Here is a 19,394-nt window from a genome sequence, read left to right as displayed (position 1 = left end):
ATTATTTTTCACCTATTATTTGAACAGGAGCATTTGGTCTTACTTTTGCAATATTACTAATAATAATTTTATCTCCAGATTTTAAACCAGATTCAACAATAACTCCACTTGAAGTTAAATTACCGATTTTAACTGGTCTAACTGTAGCAACACCATTATCAATTACATAAACTGCTGCTCCATTAGCTGATTGTAAAATGGCAATTTCAGGGATAGTAAATACATTATTGATTTTTATGTTTTTTATTTCTATTGTAGAATATCCACCAATAATAAGTTCATTGTTTTTGTTTTCAAATGTTGTTCTTAAAAGTAAACTATCTGTTGCTATATCAATTTTAGAAGAGACAAAATTTAACTTGCCATCTGAATAAGTCTTCCCATTTGCTGAAATACTAAAATTAACACTTCCTTTTTTTATTTGTTCTAAATATTTAGAAATATCTTTTTGAGGTAAAGAAAACTCTACATATACGGGATTTGTATTTGTAATAGTTAATAAATTTGAGTTATTTTCATTTGAACCTACATAATTCCCTTCATCAAAAGCACTTTTTCCAGTTAGACCATTAATAGGTGATTTTATTAGTGTATATTGATAACTAATTTTTGCATCTTGTACTTTTGCTTTGTAATTTTGTACATCAGCTAGAGCATCTTGATATGTATATAAATAATCATCTTTTGATTGTTCACTTATAGATTTTGCAGCAAATAATTTTTCTGCTCTTTTCCAATCTTTTGTAGCTTTTGTAAGTAAAGCTTCTGCTTTGTCTAATTGTGCTTGTGCAGCATTTAAATTTGCTTGATAAGTATCTTGTTCTATTTTATATAATAAAGTACCTTTTTTTACAAAATCACCATCTTGAAAATATTTTTTTTCTAGTTTTCCTGGAACCCTAGCAATAATATTTACTTCACTTTTTGATTTTATTAAAGCAGGATAATCCTTTTCTAATGTTGTCTCATTTGTGCTTACTGTATAGGCTTTTACAGGTAGTGCTTGCTTTTGCTCTCCAGCTGCAAATAAAAAGTTTAATCCTAAAATAAACAAACCTACTAATATTTTTTTCATTCTACATAATCTCCTACATTTTTACCACTATAATAAATTATTGTGGCTTTGTTAATTTCTAAATCATATTGTGAACTTTTTAATTGACTTAATGCATCATATTTTTCAGTTAATGCTTCTAAAAAAGAAACATTATCTACAAGTCCATTTTGGTATTTTGATTTAATTGAATCGTATACACTAGTTGCTGCTTTTAAAGATGCTTGAGCAGCTTTTACTTTCACTTTTCCTATTTCATAGGTTTTAAGTGCTGTTTTTAATTCTGTATCAGCTTTTTTCTTTTGGTATTCATAGTTTGATCTTTTACTTAAGTACTCTTTGTATTTTGCACTATATTTTTTACCAGTAGAATTAAAGTTAAAAATATCCCATGAAAGATTCACCGAAAATACATTTTGATCTTTGTAGTCCATTGCAATAGAATTATCTTTATAGTTTCTATCATAATATGAGTATGTATTGTCTAATGTGATTTTTGGCAAATAGCCACTTTTTTCTTGTCTTGCATCATATTTTAGTTTTTCTATATTGTATTCCAAAGATTTAATATCAGGTCTTTGTGCTTTAAAATCACTATTAATATTAATATCTTTTATAGAAGAACCAGCATTTATAGAAACTTCTTCTCCTGTTACATATTCAAGAGTATGTAATACTGTTATAATATTCAATTCAATTTGGTTAAGATCAAAAATTGAACTTTGAATTCTTGATTCAATTTTATCATATTCATCAGTTGTCGAAGAACCAACATCAACAAAGTTTTTGACTCTATCTCCTTCTGATTTTAGTTGTTCTATCTCTTTTTGTTTAGCATCTTTTTGAGCTTCTAAAGTTAGATATTGATAATAATAATTTACAACATCAAGGGCAACTTCATTTTTAAGTGCTGATAAATCTTCTTTAGAACTTTTTATATATGATTTGTAACTTTTAAATAAGTTATATCTTTTGTTACCATCATATATTGTTAGTCCAACTTTTGCATAAGAAGTATACCCATTCTCAGGCATACTTTGACTTTCTCTGTTAGTATTTTGATAAGAAGTTCCAATGCTCACAGCTGGTAAATAAGATCTTTTTACACTACTGTACTCATCTTTTATTGACTCCACTGTTTCTTGTGAAGATTGAATTAGTTTATTTTTTTGAGAAATATTTATCAATTCACTTAAATCTTGACTCCATAAAAAAATAGGTAAGAAAAATAATAAATGTATTTTTTTCATTTTACTCCTTTATATTTGTGAAAAGATAGCATTTTATAACTTAAATATATCTTGCGAGAAAGATATATTTAATGTTCTTTATGTTACGCTTACATTATGAATAAGAATTACATAAAAAATTGCTATGAAAATATAGAAAAGAATCTAAAATATGAAACCTTTGGCATTAGTTTACCTTTAACCTTGATTTACAAGAGTATGTTTAATAAACATGAAAATATAATGAAGGTCAATTATGGCATAAACCACTCAGAAATTGATGTGCTTATTAGCCTTTATTTTAATGGTTATATACAATCTCCCACAGAATTGTATGAGAGTACAATCTTCTCTTCAGGAGGAATGACAAAAGTTCTAAAAAAATTAGAAGAAAATAAGTATATAACTAGAATAGCTGATAAAAAAGATAAAAGAAGTATGCTTGTACAACTTGAAGAAAAGGGTGCACAATTAGCAGTTGAGATGTTAGATGTTTTTGCAACAGAGAATAATAAAGTATATGGAATATTAGACGAAGAAGAAAAAAGAGTTCTAAAAGCAGTTTTAAAAAAATTATTAACTGCAGTTGAATAATTTTATAAAAAGACATAGATTATAAAATCTATGTCTTTTATATAATAATTAATTCATATCTGGTTTAGGCGTTGATTCTGCCGAAACTGGCAAAATTGGATATGTAACTTTTGGTTTTTCCCCTGTAAGTGATTTTAAAAATGTAACAATAGATTTTGCATCATTGTCTGAAATTTTTAAACCTAGTTGAGTAGAACCCATCACTTTAACTGCTTTAGTTAAAGACCAAACTCCACCATTATGAAAATAAGGAGTTGTTTCTTCTATATTTCTCAAAGTTGGAGTTTTAACCATTCCCTCTTTGTCCCCTTTAAAGTCTCCTAAATTAGCAAATTCGTATTTAGCAGCAGTTGCAAATGGTTGCATCGTTCCTCCAAGTCCTATGTCATTGTGACAAGAAGTACAACCTTTGTCAATAAATAGATTTAAACCCTCTTTTTCTTCTTTACTAAGTGATGACAGATTTCCATTTAAAAAATCATCGTATTTAGAAGGAGTGATAAGTGTTCTTTCAAATACAGCAATAGTATCTGCAATAAGTTTAAAATCAATTTTTACATTATCTCCATATGTATCTTTAAACTCATCAACATAACCTTTCATAGATGTAACTCTATTTACAACAAGTTTTGAAGGTGCTGCCATTTCTGGACCTGCTTGAATAGGACCTTGAGCTTGATCTTCTAAGTGTGGAGATCTACCATTCCAAAACTGTACTTTATTTAAAACAGAGTTGTAAACAGTTGGTGAGTTTAAGTGATGAGGATTTGCTGTCCATTTATGTCCAATTGCAGCTGAAACTCCATCTACTCCACCCATTGCTAAATTATGGCAGGTATTACATGAGATAAGACCACTTTTTGATAATCTTGGCTCAAAATAAAGTTTTTTACCTAATTCTACTTTTTTAGCTGTAATGGGATTATTAGGGTCATCTACCAATTTTAGAACCTCTAACTCACTTTGAGGAATTGCTTTTAAACCTGAATTTTTTGCTTTTTCTAATAAAGCAGAATCTGTCATTCCAAACAAACTTACGGCTGAAAAAAGCACTAGGGTACTTGTCAATACAAACTTTTTCATAATGTCTCCTTAAAAATTTTAGAACAAATTAAATTGCCCTTAAAGTATTTTATTAGCTTTTATATTAAATAAAACTTATTAGATGATAAAATTTATTATTAAAAATATAATATTTTTAGATAATTATTATCTTATAAAAATAATTGACAAAATTATATTGTTGTATTACAATGGTTAAACTATTTATAAGAATTGGAAAAAAGGATGCTATTATGACAATAAACTCAACTAATTCATTTGCAGCAGTAAGTCAAGGTATTAAAGTATTTCAAAATAATTCCAATATAGATAATAGTTCACCTACTCAAAATGAGAATGATGACAAAAATAATCCAATTCGTCTTAGTCTAAGTTCAAGTGCAAAAGATAACTTAAATAAGATAAATCAAATAGAAACTCAAGAAGAACCAGTCATACAATCAAGAAATAAATATGTAGGTGAACGAGAAATAAGAATAAAAATCAAAAATGATTATTATGCAAAAGTAGTTGAAGAAGATAAAAAATTTGATGATCCTTATAGACATATGTGGGATAAATATCATAATAAATATTCTCCTTATTATATTGAAGGCTTAACTGACAAAGAAAGAAGTGCTGCTGAAAACAATGAGTTTTATTATTTAAAGTTTGGAGAAAATAATAAGATGATATCATATGAAGATGCTATTTTCCGAGATAGGGGACCCTTGTATGCTGATGTAGAAAGTGAAAAAGAAAAAGCGTTTAATAGAGAAGAAGTAAATAAACAAGTTCAACAATTATTAGATGCTAATAATATAACAATACCACAAGATACAAAACTAAGATTTACAATTGACCCCAATAATTATAAAGTAAGTGTTACGGGAACAGATGATAAAAATCTTACCAGTTTATTGGAAAAGATGTTAGATGAGAAAAACTCAAAACAATTGTTTTATCATATTAGTTTAAGTTCATCAGATGATTCAACACAATTTACAAGAGAAAAGCAAGGTAAATATTATTTGGTTACTGAAATGAAAGATAAGACAGGATATGACTTAAATGACTTAAATGTTATAAATGGAAAGTTTGTAACAGAAGAAGGAACAGATATTTTTGATATTTATAAAAAGAGTATTAGAAATGGAACAAGTGTTCCAGAACAATTTAAAGAGACAATAATTTATACTTATGGTGAAGAGTTGAAAAATCTAGCAAAAGTTGGGATTGATTCTATTCCTGATTTATTTTTATCAATAGATTATAAAAATGGTTCTTTTTATGATGTAGGGCAAAGTAAGAACTATGGAACTGGGAAAACAGATTGGATTGATAAGTTAGAAGCTTCAAAAGTACAAGAAATAAGAAGAAAAGATACAAAAAGTTATGATAAAAATGAAATCATAGATGAGGCACTTTCAGATATTTTAAAAAATGTTAAAAAAGTTAAGATAAATGATGAAGAAGAAAGTGATGCTTTTTATAAAGATGAACTAATTAGAAAATGCTTACTTAATGTACGGAAAGAATCAGAGATAGATGATTTTCGTCTTTTTTTAGAAAGATTTAGAAAAAGAAAATCAAACTCTCTTGATGATATGGTTATCTTAAAGAGTTTTAAGTGATATTGTTACAAATTTTAACAAAATCTTAATACTAATAATAAATTTTCTAATGTAATTTTATTATTAATTATTGATATTAGGTAGATAAAGTATTATAATATTGACGGAAATAAATTAAAAAAAAAGGAATTATGATGAATGATATTAAACTATATTTGGAAACAAAACAGACTCAATTAGATGAGTGTGAAATGAAATTAAAAGAGTTAAAATCAAAGTTGTCTCCAACGGATGCAAAAGCTAATGCTGAACTAGATAAACAAATCAAAACAGTAGAAATGAATTTAGAAGAGGGGAAAGCAAAATTAGAAGCACTTAGTAAGGCTAATAAAGAAGAAGTTGATGAGCATAAAAAAGCTATTGATGAATCTTTTAGATCAATATATACTCATTTAGCAATGAGTTAATAAATACTTAATCTAAGAGGAATTACTCTCTTAGATAGTGATTTTTTTTAAGGTTAAAATATTATGCTAAAAGGCTAAAATGTGAATTATTATTCTCCATAGAGTTTAATTTCCCTTTATCCCCATATGTTGCTAAACTACTAGGTTCTTTTATGCTTAAAGTTGCATTCTCAATTTCTAAAGCTTGTTTCAAATAATTGATTAACTTTCTACCATCATTACTATTAATATAATCGTCCAAACTAGATATAAAGTCTTTTTCAAATTCTTTGTCGCTTTTTAATTTATCATAGAGCTTATTAAAATCAATTTCTTTATCTGCATTTTTAACATCGAATTTTATGTTAGCATTTTCAAAACGATTGCTTTCGTATGAATTATATGTGTAGTTAAAACTCATACTGTTAGTCTCTTTTGTACCACTTCTTGTATAATTCTCATCATCCCAAGCTAAATGAGTAGTTGTTTCTTCTACTTTTGTAAAAATGCCATAAGTACCTATAGTTTCATTTTTATCATTTAATATATCTGCGGAAGTATTTGTTAATTTTGACAATGTAAATTTTCCTGAGCCATCAACACCATTTTCATAATCTTTAATAATATCTGAGACTTTATTAAGACCAGTTGCTGCATTTTTTAACCAAGGATTTTCTTTTAATTGATCACTTGTTGGAACATATTCTTTTCTTTCTTGCTCTACTTTTTCCCTAGCTGCTCTTATTGCTTTTATGGTCTCTTCATCTAAGGGAGTAGGTTCAGGTAATTCTTTTACTTGCATGATTTATCCTTTCAACTATATTTAAGAATTGTATAGTTTTTTTCTTTAAATAAAAATTAAATAGACATATTAGTATAATGTAAATATGACTAAATAAAATAATTATACTTTTTAATAAACTATTAATTGAAATTTACAATATAAAGAGTAAGCATAAGTATAAAATAAATGTATAATTAAATTTAAGAATAGTAGTGGAAGTATAAAAAATAATTCTGATTCTAACTCAGACTTGTTAAATGCTTGGATTAAATAATTTTGAAGAATATTCCTAAAGGAAAACTAGCATGGAAAGTATTGTCGCACTAGAAGCACTTATTAAAGAAAATGAAACAAAAATAGCTTTACAAAAACAACAAATAAAAAATCATGAAGCGGGTATCAATAAACTTTCTCGAATGGCTCTTGCTTCATCAGAAAACTCTTTAGAAATAGCAACAGAGCTTGTGGAAAAATATAAAAAAATGCTAGAACAACTTCAATCAATTGAGGGAAAAGAATTAGAAGAGAAAGAAAGACTCGTTTTCCTTGCTGAAAGAAAGAAGTATTTTGATGCACAACCTTCTCGAATAAAGTTAAATGTTGAACAAAGCAATGATAAAAAATTAGAAGCTTTAAGAATAATAGAAGAACTACCTATAGATGTTAATTTTGAAGATAAAGAACTATTTGAAATGGCTACAAAATCAATAGAGTTGGGTCTTGGTGATTTAAATGATATTAGTAAAAAATTGGAAGATATAAAAAGTGAGTTTAAAGCAATAAAAGACCAAATAGATGAAAAAAATATACAAGAACTCTCAACTATTGATTTTTTTCTTCCAATTGTTGTTCTGCATTTTTATGTATTAAGTTCAAACATAATAGATAATATTGAATTTGATAATGAAAGAGCTTTGCAAAAAAAAGAAGCAGTGGTAAATGAAATAAATGCAAAAAGAGAAAAGTTCACTACCTCTTTAAAAGAAAAAGAGGAGTTGTTGAAGCAAAAACAATCCGAAGAAAATAGTGATAAAGAAGAGATAAAAGAACTTGAATCTATTATAAAAAGTCTTAATAATGAACTTAAAAAGTTAAAAGAGATAAAAGTTCCAGAAGTAAAAATAAAAACCTTTTCTGGCTTCCCAAAATATCAAGATTGGTGGATAAGAGAGTTATGGGTTAGTCATCAAGCATATTTTGCTCTATTTAAATGGAAAGAAATTGTTTCAAATCTATGTGCAACAACTGAGCAAAAAAAGGCTTGGTCTATAATTTTTGATAGATGGGTTTTTATAAAAAAACTTCTTAATGATAAGGGCTCTTTGGCATATAATTATCACTTTGCATTTGATTCTCTGATGAGTACTTATGGAGAACTTGAGGAAGAGTTAGAGATAAAAAATATTGAATCTATGGAGATGATTATAAATCAAATAACTAAAAAAGAAGACTTCTCAAAAAATGTTGGGTTTCATAATATTAATACTTCTTATTTGAAATTTAAAATGGATAAATTAAAATCAAAAGATAAAGATTCGAGTAGCGATATGCTATTTTAAAAATTGGCTAAGTTCACTTGAACTTGGCCTCAAAAATTCTCTTATAATCTCTTCTTATAAATAATAAATAACAAAAAAAAATCATAAAGATACTATTTGAATACAGTCTTTAGTAATAATTAGCCCAAAACAAATAATTACAGGTGAAAAGGATTACAAAAGATGAAAAAACTGACAATCAATTTTAAACTTATAAGTCTTATTATAATAAGCTTGGTTTTACTCTCTTCAATTATTTTGGTAATTACGGCGTATAAAAGTACAACAAATACTGAAAATGAGAAACTAAATCAGTTAAAATCAATTGTTTCTGCTAAAAAACAACATATCTCTGATTACTTTAAAACAATTGAAGGATTATTGGTATCTACTGCAAACTCGGCTTCTACCCAAGATGCAATGAAAAATCTCATAAGAGGATTTTATACTATTGGAAATGATGTTGAAAATATAGATGAAGTAAAAAAAGAAGTTTTGGAACACTATAAAAATTCATATGTAAATAAGATTAATTTTGATTTACCAAATATTCCTAAAAAAAGAGCTCTTGAAGAGTATTTACCTAAAAACAAAAATGGACTTATGGCTCAATATATATATATCATAAAAAATGAAGCTAAAATTGGCGAAAAAAATAAGATGAGTCAAACGACCTTATTTCTTAATAACTATACTTTTGCTCACATGAGATTTCATCCTACATTTAATACCTTATTAGAAAAATTTTCACTGTATGATATTGTTTTAGTTGATATGATGGGAAATGTGGTTTATACAACTGCTAAAGAAAAAGATTTTGGTACAAACTTGAAAGAGGGAGTTTATTCAAATAGTGCATTAGCAAAAGTAAATGAAGAAGCATACAAACTTGAAAAAGGGAAAGTTGCTTTTTCTGATTTTAAACCTTTTGAGCCAAGTTATAACATGCCTGCATCTTTTTTAGCATCACCTGTTTTTAATAGTGAAAATAGAAGAGTGGGAAATTTAATCATAGAGTTATCACCTGCTTCTATAGATAAAATTATGAATTTTGATGGAAAATATGAAGAGTCAGGTTTAGGGGAAACTGGTATTAGTTATCTTTTAGGAAGTGATTATAAGATGAGAAGTAATCACCGATTTATTAAAAATATAGATAATAAAAGTGTGAAAAGTGCTAATACAACCATTTCCTTATATGAAATTAAAAATGATTTAATAAAACAAGCACTAAAAAATAAAACAGGAGCAGGTATTACAGTTGATAACAAAGGTAATGATGTACTTACTGCTTATACAGGAATAAAAGTATTTGATAAACAATGGGCAATTATTTCTCAAATACAAGAAGATGAAGCTTTAAAAGATATTTTTAATTTAAATATTACCCTAATGATTATATCTATAATAGTTCTAATCGTAATAATAGGTATATCAATAACTTTTTTAAGAAATACTATTTTGAAACCCCTTAAAAACTTTGAAAATGGGATAATTTCATTTTTCAAATATCTAAATAATGAGACAAAACAGATTGATTATTTGGATGATAGTAGTGAAGACGAACTTGGTAAAATGTCAAAAGTTGTAAATGAAAATATAAATAGAACAAAAGTAGGAATTGAAAAAGATAGAGAATTGATAGATGAAATTGTAGATGTTTTATCTGGATTTGAAAAAGGTGATTTAAATAAAAGAATTCAATCTGATTCTTTAAATCCATCATTAAGTCAATTGAAAAGTGTACTAAATAAGATGGCAGATAATCTTGAATTGAATATCAATAATATTTTAAGTGTATTAGACAAATATACAAACTACCACTACTTAGAAAAAGTGAGTACAACAGGTCTTAAAGAGCAGTTACTACAACTAGCAAATGGTGTTAATAATTTAGGTGATTCTATAACAAATATGTTGATTGATAATAAAACAAATGGTATGAAACTTGATCAAAGTTCTAATGTATTAATTGAAGGTGTTGCTACTTTATCAAGAAATACAAACTCTGCTGCTGCGTCTATTGAAGAGACCTCTGCTGCTTTAGAACAGATAAATAGTAATCTTTTATCAAATAATGAAAACGTACAAAAAATGGCCGATTATTCCCATGAAGTAAATGATTCTGTTGAAAAAGGAGAAGAACTAGCTAAAAAAACAACTTTAGCTATGGATGAAATAAACAGCCAAGTAACAGCTATAAATGAAGCGATAACAGTGATAGACCAAATAGCTTTCCAAACAAATATTCTATCTCTTAATGCAGCCGTTGAGGCTGCAACTGCTGGAGAAGCTGGTAAGGGATTTGCAGTTGTTGCACAAGAAGTAAGAAACTTAGCAAATAGATCAACAGAAGCAGCAAAAGAGATTAAAAACTTAGTTGAAAATGCAAATATAAAAGCAAATGAGGGGAAAAATATTGCAGATACTATGATTGATGGTTATACGAAATTAAGTTCTAATATTAATAATACAATGGAGCTGATTCAAATGGTTTCTACCTCTTCAAAAGAACAACAAACAGGAATCTCACAAATAACACAAACAGTTGCCTCTTTGGATAAACAAACTCAAGAAAATGCTTCAATTGCTCAAAATACAAATGAAGTTGCGAGGCAAACAGATATCATATCAAAAAGAATAGTTTCACATGCAGATGAAAAAGAGTTTCACGGAAGAGATAGTATAAAAATAGATAATATGTTTTAGTATATGTATCTAAAAATAAAAGGCAAAGGCTATTTGGGCTTAGCCTTTTTATTACAATCTCTTTATTTCTTTGATCAATCTTGTGATTTTTCTTATATTTCTTTCCATATGAACAGTTTGCAAGTTGTTCTTTTCATCTAATGTAATACTAAAACCCATTTTCTGCCAAAAGTGATAACCTCCTGGTAAAAAATAATGAGTATGCAAATATAATTTTTCATATGATTTCTTATGTGCAAAACTTTTTGCTAATTCAAATAATTTTGAACCTATTCCACATCTTCTATATTCTTCATTTACATAACATCGTCCAATTTCAGCAATATACTTATTTTGATATCTTTTTTTTAGTTTATCTATACGATTATCGTAAAATGAAACACTAATTGCACCAATTATCTTATGGTTTTCATTATATGCAATAAAAAATGCATTTCTTAGGGTATCTGAAAGTAAAATACCCATTTTTTGATATAAAATGTTATATTGTGTTTTTGAGATTCGATTTAGATAATGTTTTGAATACTCTTTTATTATAAATTGTTTTGCTTTTGTTTCTGATAGTTTATCAACTTGTTTAAAATGGATTTTTCTTTTATTTATCATTTTTTATTTCCTTAGAAAAGACTTTTATTGGTATTACTGCATCTAAAAGTGCTTTTGTATATGAATGATTAGCTTTGTTTAAATATTTTGAATTTATAATCTCGATAATATTTCCATCTTTTAAGATTGTAATCTCATCACATAAAGAACTTGCAAGTTCTAAATCATGAGTAATAATCAAATATGTTAATTCATATTGCTCTTTTATTTTTTGTAATAAATGTATTATTTGTACTTGAGTATAAACATCTAAGGCACTTAATGCTTCATCAAATACTAAAAATTTTGGCTTTAAAATAAGTGCTCTTGCAATACATACTCGTTGTAACTGTCCTCCACTAAGTTCATGGGGATATTTGAAAAGTATATTTTCAGATAATTCAACTTGTTTTAGAATCTTTTTTACTTCATCCTTTGAAAGTTTTGTTTTTCCCCATAATGGTTCTTGCAGTGCTTCTTCAATGCAAAAATGTGGATTTATTGAACTTCTATAATCTTGAAAAACTATACTCATTTTCCCTTTATTTATTTTTTGCCATTTTGATAAAGGAATATTATTTATATATATTTCTCCATTAGATGGATTTTCTAAACCTAATATTAATTTTGCAAGGGTTGTTTTCCCACTTCCACTCTCTCCTACAATTCCCATTGTGCTATTTTTGTTTATCTTTAGATTTATATTATTCAAAATTAAATCTTTTTTATAACTTTTATTTATATTTTTTAATTGAAGCATTTTATAAACCTTTGAGAGAGTTCAAATCTTGTTTTTAAAAGATAAGCTGTAAAGTCATTTTGTGGATTTGTAAAAATAGTTTTTGTATCTGCATATTCGATACAAGAACCATCTTTCATAACTAAAACCTTATTTGCAAGTTGAGAAATAATGGCTAGATCATGGGATACAAATATAAGTGTTTTTTTCTTATATTTTAATTTTTTAAATAAATCAACTATTTGTTTTTGATTAAGACAATCAAGTGATGAAGTTGGTTCATCTGCAATAATTAAAGATGAGTCTTGAGAAAATGCAATTGCTATCATAATACGCTGTAATTGACCACCACTTAGCTCATGTGCATAACTTTTAAATATTTGAGTTACATTCTTTAATCCCATATCTTCTAAATGCATTAAACATTTTTGTTTTGCTTGTTTTTTATTTTTTTTTGTATGTAAGCTTTCCATCATATGCTCACCAATAGTATAAAGTGGATCAAATGCATTCATCGCTTCTTGTAGTATTATTGATATTTTATTTTTATGATTTGATGAAGTGTTTAGTATCTCTTTGTTATTTAGTTTTATACTTCCCTCTAATTTTAAGAACTCTGGTAAAATTCCTAAAATTGCTTTGCACGTTAAAGATTTTCCGCTTCCACTTTCTCCTACGATTCCTAAAACTTCATTTTCATTTATCTTAAAACTAAGATTATTTAATAATAATGTATTTGTTTTTTTATTTATTATATTTAGTTGTCTTACTTCAAAAAAACTCATAATTGCTCTTTATTTTCTATATAAAAATTTGGATCAAGTGCATCACGAATACTATCACCTAAAAAATTGAAAGCTGCAACTACAATAAGTATCATTATTCCAGAAGGAAGCATTTGATAAGGAGCAATACTCATCACATTTTTTGCTTCATTTAACATAACACCCCATTCGCATGCTGGTGCTTGAACGCCCAAACCTAAAAAAGACAATGCTGAAATACTTAATATAACAGCTCCAATATTTAGTGTTGATAACATTGCAATATCTCCTAATAGCAAAGGAAATAAATGTTTTTTTAATATTGTTCTTGATGGATTTCCTAAAAGGCGTGAAAATAAAATATAATTTTGATTAGTATATTTAAGAGAAAAAGTATATGTCATTCTTGTGTACCAAGCTACTTTAGCAATAATAGTAGCAATAATAATATTTTCAATACCTGTTCCCATTATTCCAATAATTGCAAGCATCATTAATTCACTTGGAAAAGAAAGCATTATATCGCAGGCTCTTAAGATAATTGTTTCACAACTTTTAAAAAAACTTGCAAGAAGACCAAATATTAAACCCAAAAAAACAGTAATTACCATTGCAATTAGGGCAAAAAATAGTGTAGTTCTAATACCATATATCAATCTTGAGGCTATGCATCTTCCTAGATGGTCTGTTCCGAAAGGGTATTTTAGACTATATGAAAGAAGTTTATTGCTTAAGTTTACATCATATGGATTATTTGGTGCAACAAAAGGTGCAAATATACCAAGAAGCATCACAATTAGTATAATACTTAAACTAATAAGTGCAATTGGATCTTTTAAAAGTTTATTCCAAAAGTTCTTTTTCATTGGTATCTTCTTAATCTAGGATCTCTTATTTGTACCCAAATATCTGCAAATAAGTTAAATAAAATAAATAATACTGCCATAAAAAGTATATATGCTTGAATCATTGGATAATCACGATTAAAAATGGCTTGTATACAGAGTCTTCCAACACCAGGAAGTCCAAAGATATTTTCTACAATCACAGTACCTGCTAAAAGTCTAGGAATAGACATATTTAAAGCAATAATAAAAGGTTGTAATGCATTTCTTATTTGGTGTTTTAAAATAACATGCTTTTTTAATCCTCTTGCTTTTGCATATGAGATAAAAAGTGATTGTTTTATTTGTACTAGTGAGTTTCTCATTATTCTTATGAATGTTCCAATATATGAAATTGCAAGTGTAATTGAAGGTAAAATAATACTATTTATATCTTCTAATCCACCCGTTGGTAGTAAGTCAAATTTTATTGAAAATAACCAAATCAATAATAATGCAAGCCAAAAGCTAGGAACTGATGTACATACAAAAGTAAATATTCTGAGTGTTCTATCAATCCAATGACCCTCATATATTGCACATATAACACCAATTGAAAAACCTACAGTAATTATTAAAAATAAAGAACAAAATGTTAAATATAGTGTTGTTGGAAATGCTTGTAAAATCTCATTTAAAACAGGTTCTTTTGTTTCATAACTATTTCCAAAGTCTGCTTTTAAGATATCTTTTAACCAATAAATATATCTTTGATATAAAGGTTTATCTAACCCTAATTCTTTTTGCATTTCTAATATCGCTTCATTTGTTGGTGTGATATTATTAACTCTAAGAGTAACTTCTGCTGGGTTACTTGGATTTAAATTTATCAAAGTAAAGCAAATCAGTGAAACCCCAAGTACTAAAGGAATCAAAAGTAAAAGTCGTTTAAATATTAATCTCTTCATTTATCTCTTATTATCAATATGCATTTTTTCAAATGGTATTTCATATTGAGAAAGATTAAAAGTAACACCTTTAACTCTTGTATTAAATACTGCTTTTGTTCTTGAATAACTCAATGGTATATAAACACTTTGCTTATGAATATATTCCAATAGTTGTTTATACATTTTTTCTCTAGTTGTTTTGTTTGGTTCAATTAAAACTGCTTTGATTTGTTTGTCTAACCATGCTTTTTTACTAAGTCCTAATTGGGCTTGATAATCTCCATGTGCAGCCATTCTCCATGAAGAGATATAAGATTGTGGATCATATGGAACACCCCATGAAAGAGAATATTGTAAATCAAAATCACCACTTTTTTGTCTATCTAAGAAAGATTGTTTTTCTTCTCCTATAATTTTTAAATCAATTCCTATATCTTTTAGATTGCTTTGAATATATTCACTTATAGTTTTTTCTTGTGCATTGTTTGCATTAAAATAAAGTCTTAATACTAATTTTTTATTATTTTTTGTTCTAATTAATTCATTGTTATTTAACTTCCAACCAGCTTCATCTAATATTTCCTTTGCTTTTAAAGGATTGTACTTTTTTGCATCTAGTTGTATATTAGAATAAGCAGTAGTAGGAGCAAAAAGTGAGTGTGCTATGCTTTCTGAACCATTTAATATTCCTTTTACAATAGCTTGTTTATTGATCGCATATTGTAATGCTTCTCTTACTTTCAAATCTTTTGTTATGGGTTGTTTTGTATTTAGTAATATTGCTCTTGATGCAACAGGATCGCTTAATAATGTTGCATATTTATTTTCTTTTTCTAACATTGAAAATGCATTTAAATCAATCATATCTCCATCCGCACCAAATATCAAATCAACTTCATTTTTTTCTAATGCTAATAAAATAGCTTGATGATCTGGAATTACTCTAAATTTAACTTTCTCTAGTTTTGGCTTATCTGCCCAATAATTTGAATTTCTAACAAATAATGCATATGCATTTTTTTTATGTTCTTTTAATATCCATGGACCTGTTCCACTATAACAACTTACTCCATTCTTTGTCTCATTATTAATAAAACATTTTGAAGATATAAAACGAAATGGTCTTGTCATAGCAAATTCTATCAAAGTTGGATAATAAGGATTTTTAAGAGTTATTTCAAGTATATAGGGAGCAATTACTTTTGTTGCATCTATTTCATTTACTAATTCAAGCCATGCATGTCTTGCTCTATTTGATAATACAGCATCAATATTTTTTTTTGCGATATTTGCATCAAAGATTGTTCCATCTGAAAAGAAAACATCTTTTCTCAAATAAAAAGTATATTTTTTACCTTGGTTACTTATCTCCCATCTTTCTGCAAGATTAGGTTTTATTCCATCTTTTGTATTTATAACTAATGATTCAAAAACCATATTTTGTGCAGACATTTCACCTGCATATAAATGGGGGTTGATATTTCTAATATCTTTTGTACTTGCATAGACTAATTGATTATTATTTATATTTTCATTTTTTCTTTTTTCTTGACAACCTACTACGAAAAAAATAATAAATAATATAATTGATGTTTTTAAAAACAGTGATTTCATAAATATTCCTGTAAAAAGATTTTTTATTATAATCATCTTGTCGTTAGGAGAATATAATTTTTATATTCTCTTATGTATTTTTAGAACCATATAATCTAATATTTATTTATAATAATTTTTTATTTTTTTTAACTTAGCTTAATTAGAAATAGAAGAAAAGAGATTACAAAATGGATAAATTTTTTTAGAATTAAGAAAATTGTCTAAATATTAACCATAATTTAACGATTTTTCATTATACTTTTAATACTAATAACAATATTATATTACCACAAGGATCGTAATGAGAGCAAATATTCCAAAATTAAGTTTAATTGGTGCACTTGTTATTCTTTCTTCAAGTGCAAGTGGAAAGAATTTATCAGAAGCTATTGAAAATGTAGATGTATCTGGAACTATTTCTTATAGATACAATGATTATGAATCAGATAAAGGTGCAGGAAAGACTGAAAACTTTTATAAAGCAGCATTAAATTTATCTACAAAAGTGAATGATGACATAAAAGTTAGTACAAGGTTTTTAGCAGAAGACTTTGCAAGTAACACAGGGAATGAGGCTAATAAAAATGTCGATGTTGAGCTTTCAGAAGCAAATTTTACATATTTAGGTTCTGAAAACTTATCTGTTACAGTTGGAAAACAAGCTATTGTTTCTCCATGGACTATATCAAGAGATTCATTAGGTGATGAGAATACTGGTTCGGGGATATATTCAGTTTATACTACTGATTATGTGACTTTTTCAGGTGCGTACTTTAATCAAACAAATTTTAATACAGCAGATATTAGTACATGGAATGGTATTACAGGAATAGATGGTTCAGAAAACTTTACCATGATTGGAGTAACAAGTTCATTTGCAGGTTTAACTTTAGATGTTGCATATGCTGATTTAAGTGATACTTTTGATACTTATACTGTTGGACTTGCTGGAAGCTATGATATTTCAGGGGTAAATATATCTCCTTTTGCAAGATATACTTCATTGGATTTGGATAACAGTAGTCAAGATAATAGTTTATGGCAATTAGGATTATCGGCAAGTAAAGGAATCTTTTCTGTATTTGCTGCATACGGTGAAACAGATAAAGAAGGTGGAAAAGTATCTATAGATTCAAGTGCAAAAACAAATATGGATTATGCATGGAGAGTTACTGCTTCAAATGATGCAGATGCAGCATATACATACATTGGTGGAGATGTAGATGTAACAAAAAAAGTTAATTTAGGGTTATTTTACTCTAATGCTGATTATGGATCACATTCACGAGCTGATGCAAAAGATTTAACAAATATTTTTGGACAAGTAAAATACAAAATGTCTAAAAACCTAGTTACATATGTAAGATACGGTACATTAGAAACAAAAGGTGAAGGTACAGGAATGGTAGGAAGACTTAACATTCAATACTCTTTTTAATAAAAACTTTAAATAAACCCCTCTGGAGGGTTTATTTATATTAATCCTTTTTTAGTTTATCTAAAAAAAGGAGTAGCTTCCAAATGATGCTAATTATATGACTTCACTTTTCACTGTTTTATTTTGAAGATTATAAATCCACATGCGCTAAAACATACTAAATAAAAACTACACTTATTTATTTTAAAACAAAAATATACTTTTATTCCTAATTAAACTATATACATACTGAAAAATTAGTTATTTTATTTAATGTTAATATAAGATTACTAAACTAGAATTTCAAAAAATTACTTGCGACTAAGTCGCAAAAAGGATATAAATTATAATGACTACAAAAATTTTAAAACTAAGTTTGGTGACATCTCTTATTTGTCTTTCTTCAATTGCAAATGCAAAAGATTTAGCAGAAGCCATTAAAAATGTGGATATCTCTGGAACTATTGGATATAGATACAATGATTATGAAACCGATAAAGGTGCAGGTAAAACTCAAAACTTTCATAAAGCAGCTTTAAATTTATCTACAAAAACAAATGATGATATAAAAGTTAATACAAGATTTTTAGCAGAAAACTTTGCAAGTAACACAGGAAACCAATCTGATAAAAGTATTGATGTTAAGCTTTCTGAGATTAATTTTACTTATTTAGGTGTTAAAAACCTATCTGTTACAGTTGGAAAACAAGCTATTGTTTCTCCGTGGACTACATCAAGAGATGTATTAGGTGATGAGAATACTGGGTCGGGGATATATTCAGTTTATACTACTGATTATGTGACTTTTACAGGTGCATATTTCAATCAGACAAATTTTAATAACGCTGAAATAAGTACATGGAATGGTATTACGGGAATAAATGGTTCAGAAGACTTTATTATGGTTGGAGCAACAAGTTCATTTGCAGGTTTAATTTTAGATGTTGGATATGCAAATTTAAGTGATACTTTTGATACTTATACTGTTGGATTTAGTGGAAATTATGATATTTCAGGAGTGAATTTATCTCCATTTGGTAGATATACTTCACTAGATTTAGATAATAGTAGTAAAGATAATAGTTTATGGCAATTAGGAGTAATGGCAAGAAAAGGAATATTCTCTGCTTTTGCTGCATATGGTGAGACAGATAAAGAAGGAGGTAATGTTTCTATAGACACAAGTGCAAAAACAAATATGGATTATGCATGGAGAATTACTGCTTCAAATGATGCTGATGCAGCATATACATATATTAGTGGAAATGTAGATGTATCAGCAAAAGTTAATTTAGGATTATATTATTCTACTGCTGATTATGGATCACATTCACGAGCTGATGCAAAAGATTTAACAAATATTTTTGGACAAGTAAAATACAAAATGTCTAAAAACCTAGTTACATATGTAAGATACGGTACATTAGAAACAAAAGGTGAAGGTACAGGAATGGTAGGAAGACTTAACATTCAATACTCTTTTTAACAAAAAACTATTATAAGTAAGTCCTATTATGGAATTACTTATTTCAAAACTCTTAGTGGAAAAG

The 19,394-nt window shown here is 27.2% G+C and carries 17 protein-coding genes; 7 read left to right on the top strand and 10 right to left on the bottom strand.

Going from position 1 to position 19,394, the window contains the following annotated elements; translation table 11 throughout:
• Position 1 precedes the first annotated feature (1 nt).
• Positions 2 to 1,075, bottom strand: a complete 1,074-nt coding sequence (locus ACNI3D_RS16350) for an efflux RND transporter periplasmic adaptor subunit (protein WP_419767744.1) — start codon at positions 1,073 to 1,075, stop codon at positions 2 to 4.
• Positions 1,072 to 2,304 carry a TolC family protein gene (locus tag ACNI3D_RS16345; RefSeq protein WP_419767743.1) on the bottom strand — a complete coding sequence of 411 codons (1,233 nt, stop codon included), beginning with the start codon at positions 2,302 to 2,304 and terminating at the stop codon, positions 1,072 to 1,074. Before ACNI3D_RS16345 ends, ACNI3D_RS16350 begins: the two co-directional genes overlap by 4 nt.
• A 96-nt stretch (positions 2,305 to 2,400) precedes the next feature.
• Here ACNI3D_RS16345 and ACNI3D_RS16340 point away from each other — a divergent pair, with 96 nt between their 5' ends.
• Positions 2,401 to 2,877 carry a MarR family winged helix-turn-helix transcriptional regulator gene (locus ACNI3D_RS16340; protein WP_129100769.1) on the top strand — a complete coding sequence of 159 codons (477 nt, stop codon included), beginning with the start codon at positions 2,401 to 2,403 and terminating at the stop codon, positions 2,875 to 2,877.
• 48 nt (positions 2,878 to 2,925) lie between these two features.
• On the opposite strand, the gene ACNI3D_RS16335 is transcribed toward ACNI3D_RS16340, so the two are convergent.
• A complete protein-coding gene (locus ACNI3D_RS16335) occupies positions 2,926 to 3,960 on the bottom strand; it encodes a cytochrome-c peroxidase (RefSeq protein WP_419767742.1) in 1,035 nt (344 codons plus the stop codon).
• 212 nt (positions 3,961 to 4,172) lie between these two features.
• On the opposite strand from ACNI3D_RS16335, the gene ACNI3D_RS16330 reads away from it, so the two are divergent.
• Both ACNI3D_RS16330 and ACNI3D_RS16325 read left to right on the top strand, forming a co-directional pair.
• Positions 4,173 to 5,552: a DUF4885 family protein gene (locus ACNI3D_RS16330; RefSeq protein WP_419767741.1), complete on the top strand. Its 1,380-nt coding sequence runs from the start codon at positions 4,173 to 4,175 to the stop codon at positions 5,550 to 5,552.
• 134 nt (positions 5,553 to 5,686) lie between these two features.
• The gene (locus ACNI3D_RS16325) at positions 5,687 to 5,959 is read left to right on the top strand and encodes a sll1863 family stress response protein (protein ID WP_419767740.1); all 273 of its coding nucleotides are present in this window, start codon (positions 5,687 to 5,689) and stop codon (positions 5,957 to 5,959) included.
• A 61-nt stretch (positions 5,960 to 6,020) separates the two neighbouring features.
• On the opposite strand, the gene ACNI3D_RS16320 is transcribed toward ACNI3D_RS16325, so the two are convergent.
• Entirely contained in the window at positions 6,021 to 6,740 is a 720-nt protein-coding gene (locus ACNI3D_RS16320) for a hypothetical protein (protein WP_419767739.1), read from the bottom strand.
• 287 nt (positions 6,741 to 7,027) lie between these two features.
• Here ACNI3D_RS16320 and ACNI3D_RS16315 point away from each other — a divergent pair, with 287 nt between their 5' ends.
• Complete coding sequence (locus ACNI3D_RS16315; RefSeq protein ID WP_419767738.1) at positions 7,028 to 8,281, top strand: hypothetical protein; 1,254 nt, start codon at positions 7,028 to 7,030, stop codon at positions 8,279 to 8,281.
• A gap of 162 nt (positions 8,282 to 8,443) precedes the next feature.
• The gene (locus tag ACNI3D_RS16310) at positions 8,444 to 10,969 is read left to right on the top strand and encodes a methyl-accepting chemotaxis protein (protein WP_419767737.1); all 2,526 of its coding nucleotides are present in this window, start codon (positions 8,444 to 8,446) and stop codon (positions 10,967 to 10,969) included.
• A 51-nt stretch (positions 10,970 to 11,020) separates the two neighbouring features.
• Here the strand turns inward: ACNI3D_RS16310 and ACNI3D_RS16305 are convergent, their stop codons facing one another.
• Genes ACNI3D_RS16305 through nikA form a run of 6 tightly spaced genes read right to left on the bottom strand, consistent with a single transcriptional unit; the run spans position 11,021 to position 16,445 of the window.
• Positions 11,021 to 11,575: a GNAT family N-acetyltransferase gene (locus tag ACNI3D_RS16305; protein ID WP_419767736.1), complete on the bottom strand. Its 555-nt coding sequence runs from the start codon at positions 11,573 to 11,575 to the stop codon at positions 11,021 to 11,023.
• Positions 11,565 to 12,314, bottom strand: a complete 750-nt coding sequence (locus tag ACNI3D_RS16300) for an ABC transporter ATP-binding protein (RefSeq protein ID WP_419767735.1) — start codon at positions 12,312 to 12,314, stop codon at positions 11,565 to 11,567. The genes ACNI3D_RS16305 and ACNI3D_RS16300 overlap by 11 nt, the downstream gene beginning before the upstream one ends.
• Positions 12,302 to 13,078, bottom strand: coding sequence for an ATP-binding cassette domain-containing protein (locus ACNI3D_RS16295; RefSeq protein ID WP_419767734.1), 777 nt, complete (start codon positions 13,076 to 13,078; stop codon positions 12,302 to 12,304). Before ACNI3D_RS16295 ends, ACNI3D_RS16300 begins: the two co-directional genes overlap by 13 nt.
• Positions 13,075 to 13,923, bottom strand: a complete 849-nt coding sequence (gene opp1C / locus ACNI3D_RS16290) for a nickel/cobalt ABC transporter permease (RefSeq protein ID WP_419767733.1) — start codon at positions 13,921 to 13,923, stop codon at positions 13,075 to 13,077. The genes ACNI3D_RS16295 and opp1C overlap by 4 nt, the downstream gene beginning before the upstream one ends.
• The gene (gene opp1B / locus ACNI3D_RS16285; protein ID WP_419767732.1) at positions 13,920 to 14,849 is read right to left on the bottom strand and encodes a nickel/cobalt ABC transporter permease; all 930 of its coding nucleotides are present in this window, start codon (positions 14,847 to 14,849) and stop codon (positions 13,920 to 13,922) included. The genes opp1C and opp1B overlap by 4 nt, the downstream gene beginning before the upstream one ends.
• The gene (gene nikA / locus ACNI3D_RS16280) at positions 14,850 to 16,445 is read right to left on the bottom strand and encodes a nickel ABC transporter substrate-binding protein (protein ID WP_419767731.1); all 1,596 of its coding nucleotides are present in this window, start codon (positions 16,443 to 16,445) and stop codon (positions 14,850 to 14,852) included.
• A gap of 283 nt (positions 16,446 to 16,728) precedes the next feature.
• Here nikA and ACNI3D_RS16275 point away from each other — a divergent pair, with 283 nt between their 5' ends.
• Both ACNI3D_RS16275 and ACNI3D_RS16270 read left to right on the top strand, forming a co-directional pair.
• Positions 16,729 to 17,865, top strand: coding sequence for a porin (locus tag ACNI3D_RS16275; RefSeq protein WP_419767730.1), 1,137 nt, complete (start codon positions 16,729 to 16,731; stop codon positions 17,863 to 17,865).
• 328 nt (positions 17,866 to 18,193) lie between these two features.
• The gene (locus tag ACNI3D_RS16270; protein WP_419767729.1) at positions 18,194 to 19,330 is read left to right on the top strand and encodes a porin; all 1,137 of its coding nucleotides are present in this window, start codon (positions 18,194 to 18,196) and stop codon (positions 19,328 to 19,330) included.
• Positions 19,331 to 19,394: the final 64 nt, after the last annotated feature.

It is taken from the genome of Arcobacter siniprincipis (SeqCode) (assembly GCF_048571125.1).
In the GTDB taxonomy this organism is placed as follows: Bacteria; Campylobacterota; Campylobacteria; order Campylobacterales; family Arcobacteraceae; genus Arcobacter; species Arcobacter siniprincipis.
Note: the sequence above shows the minus strand (reverse complement) of the source record. Positions and strands in the feature narration are given on the sequence as shown.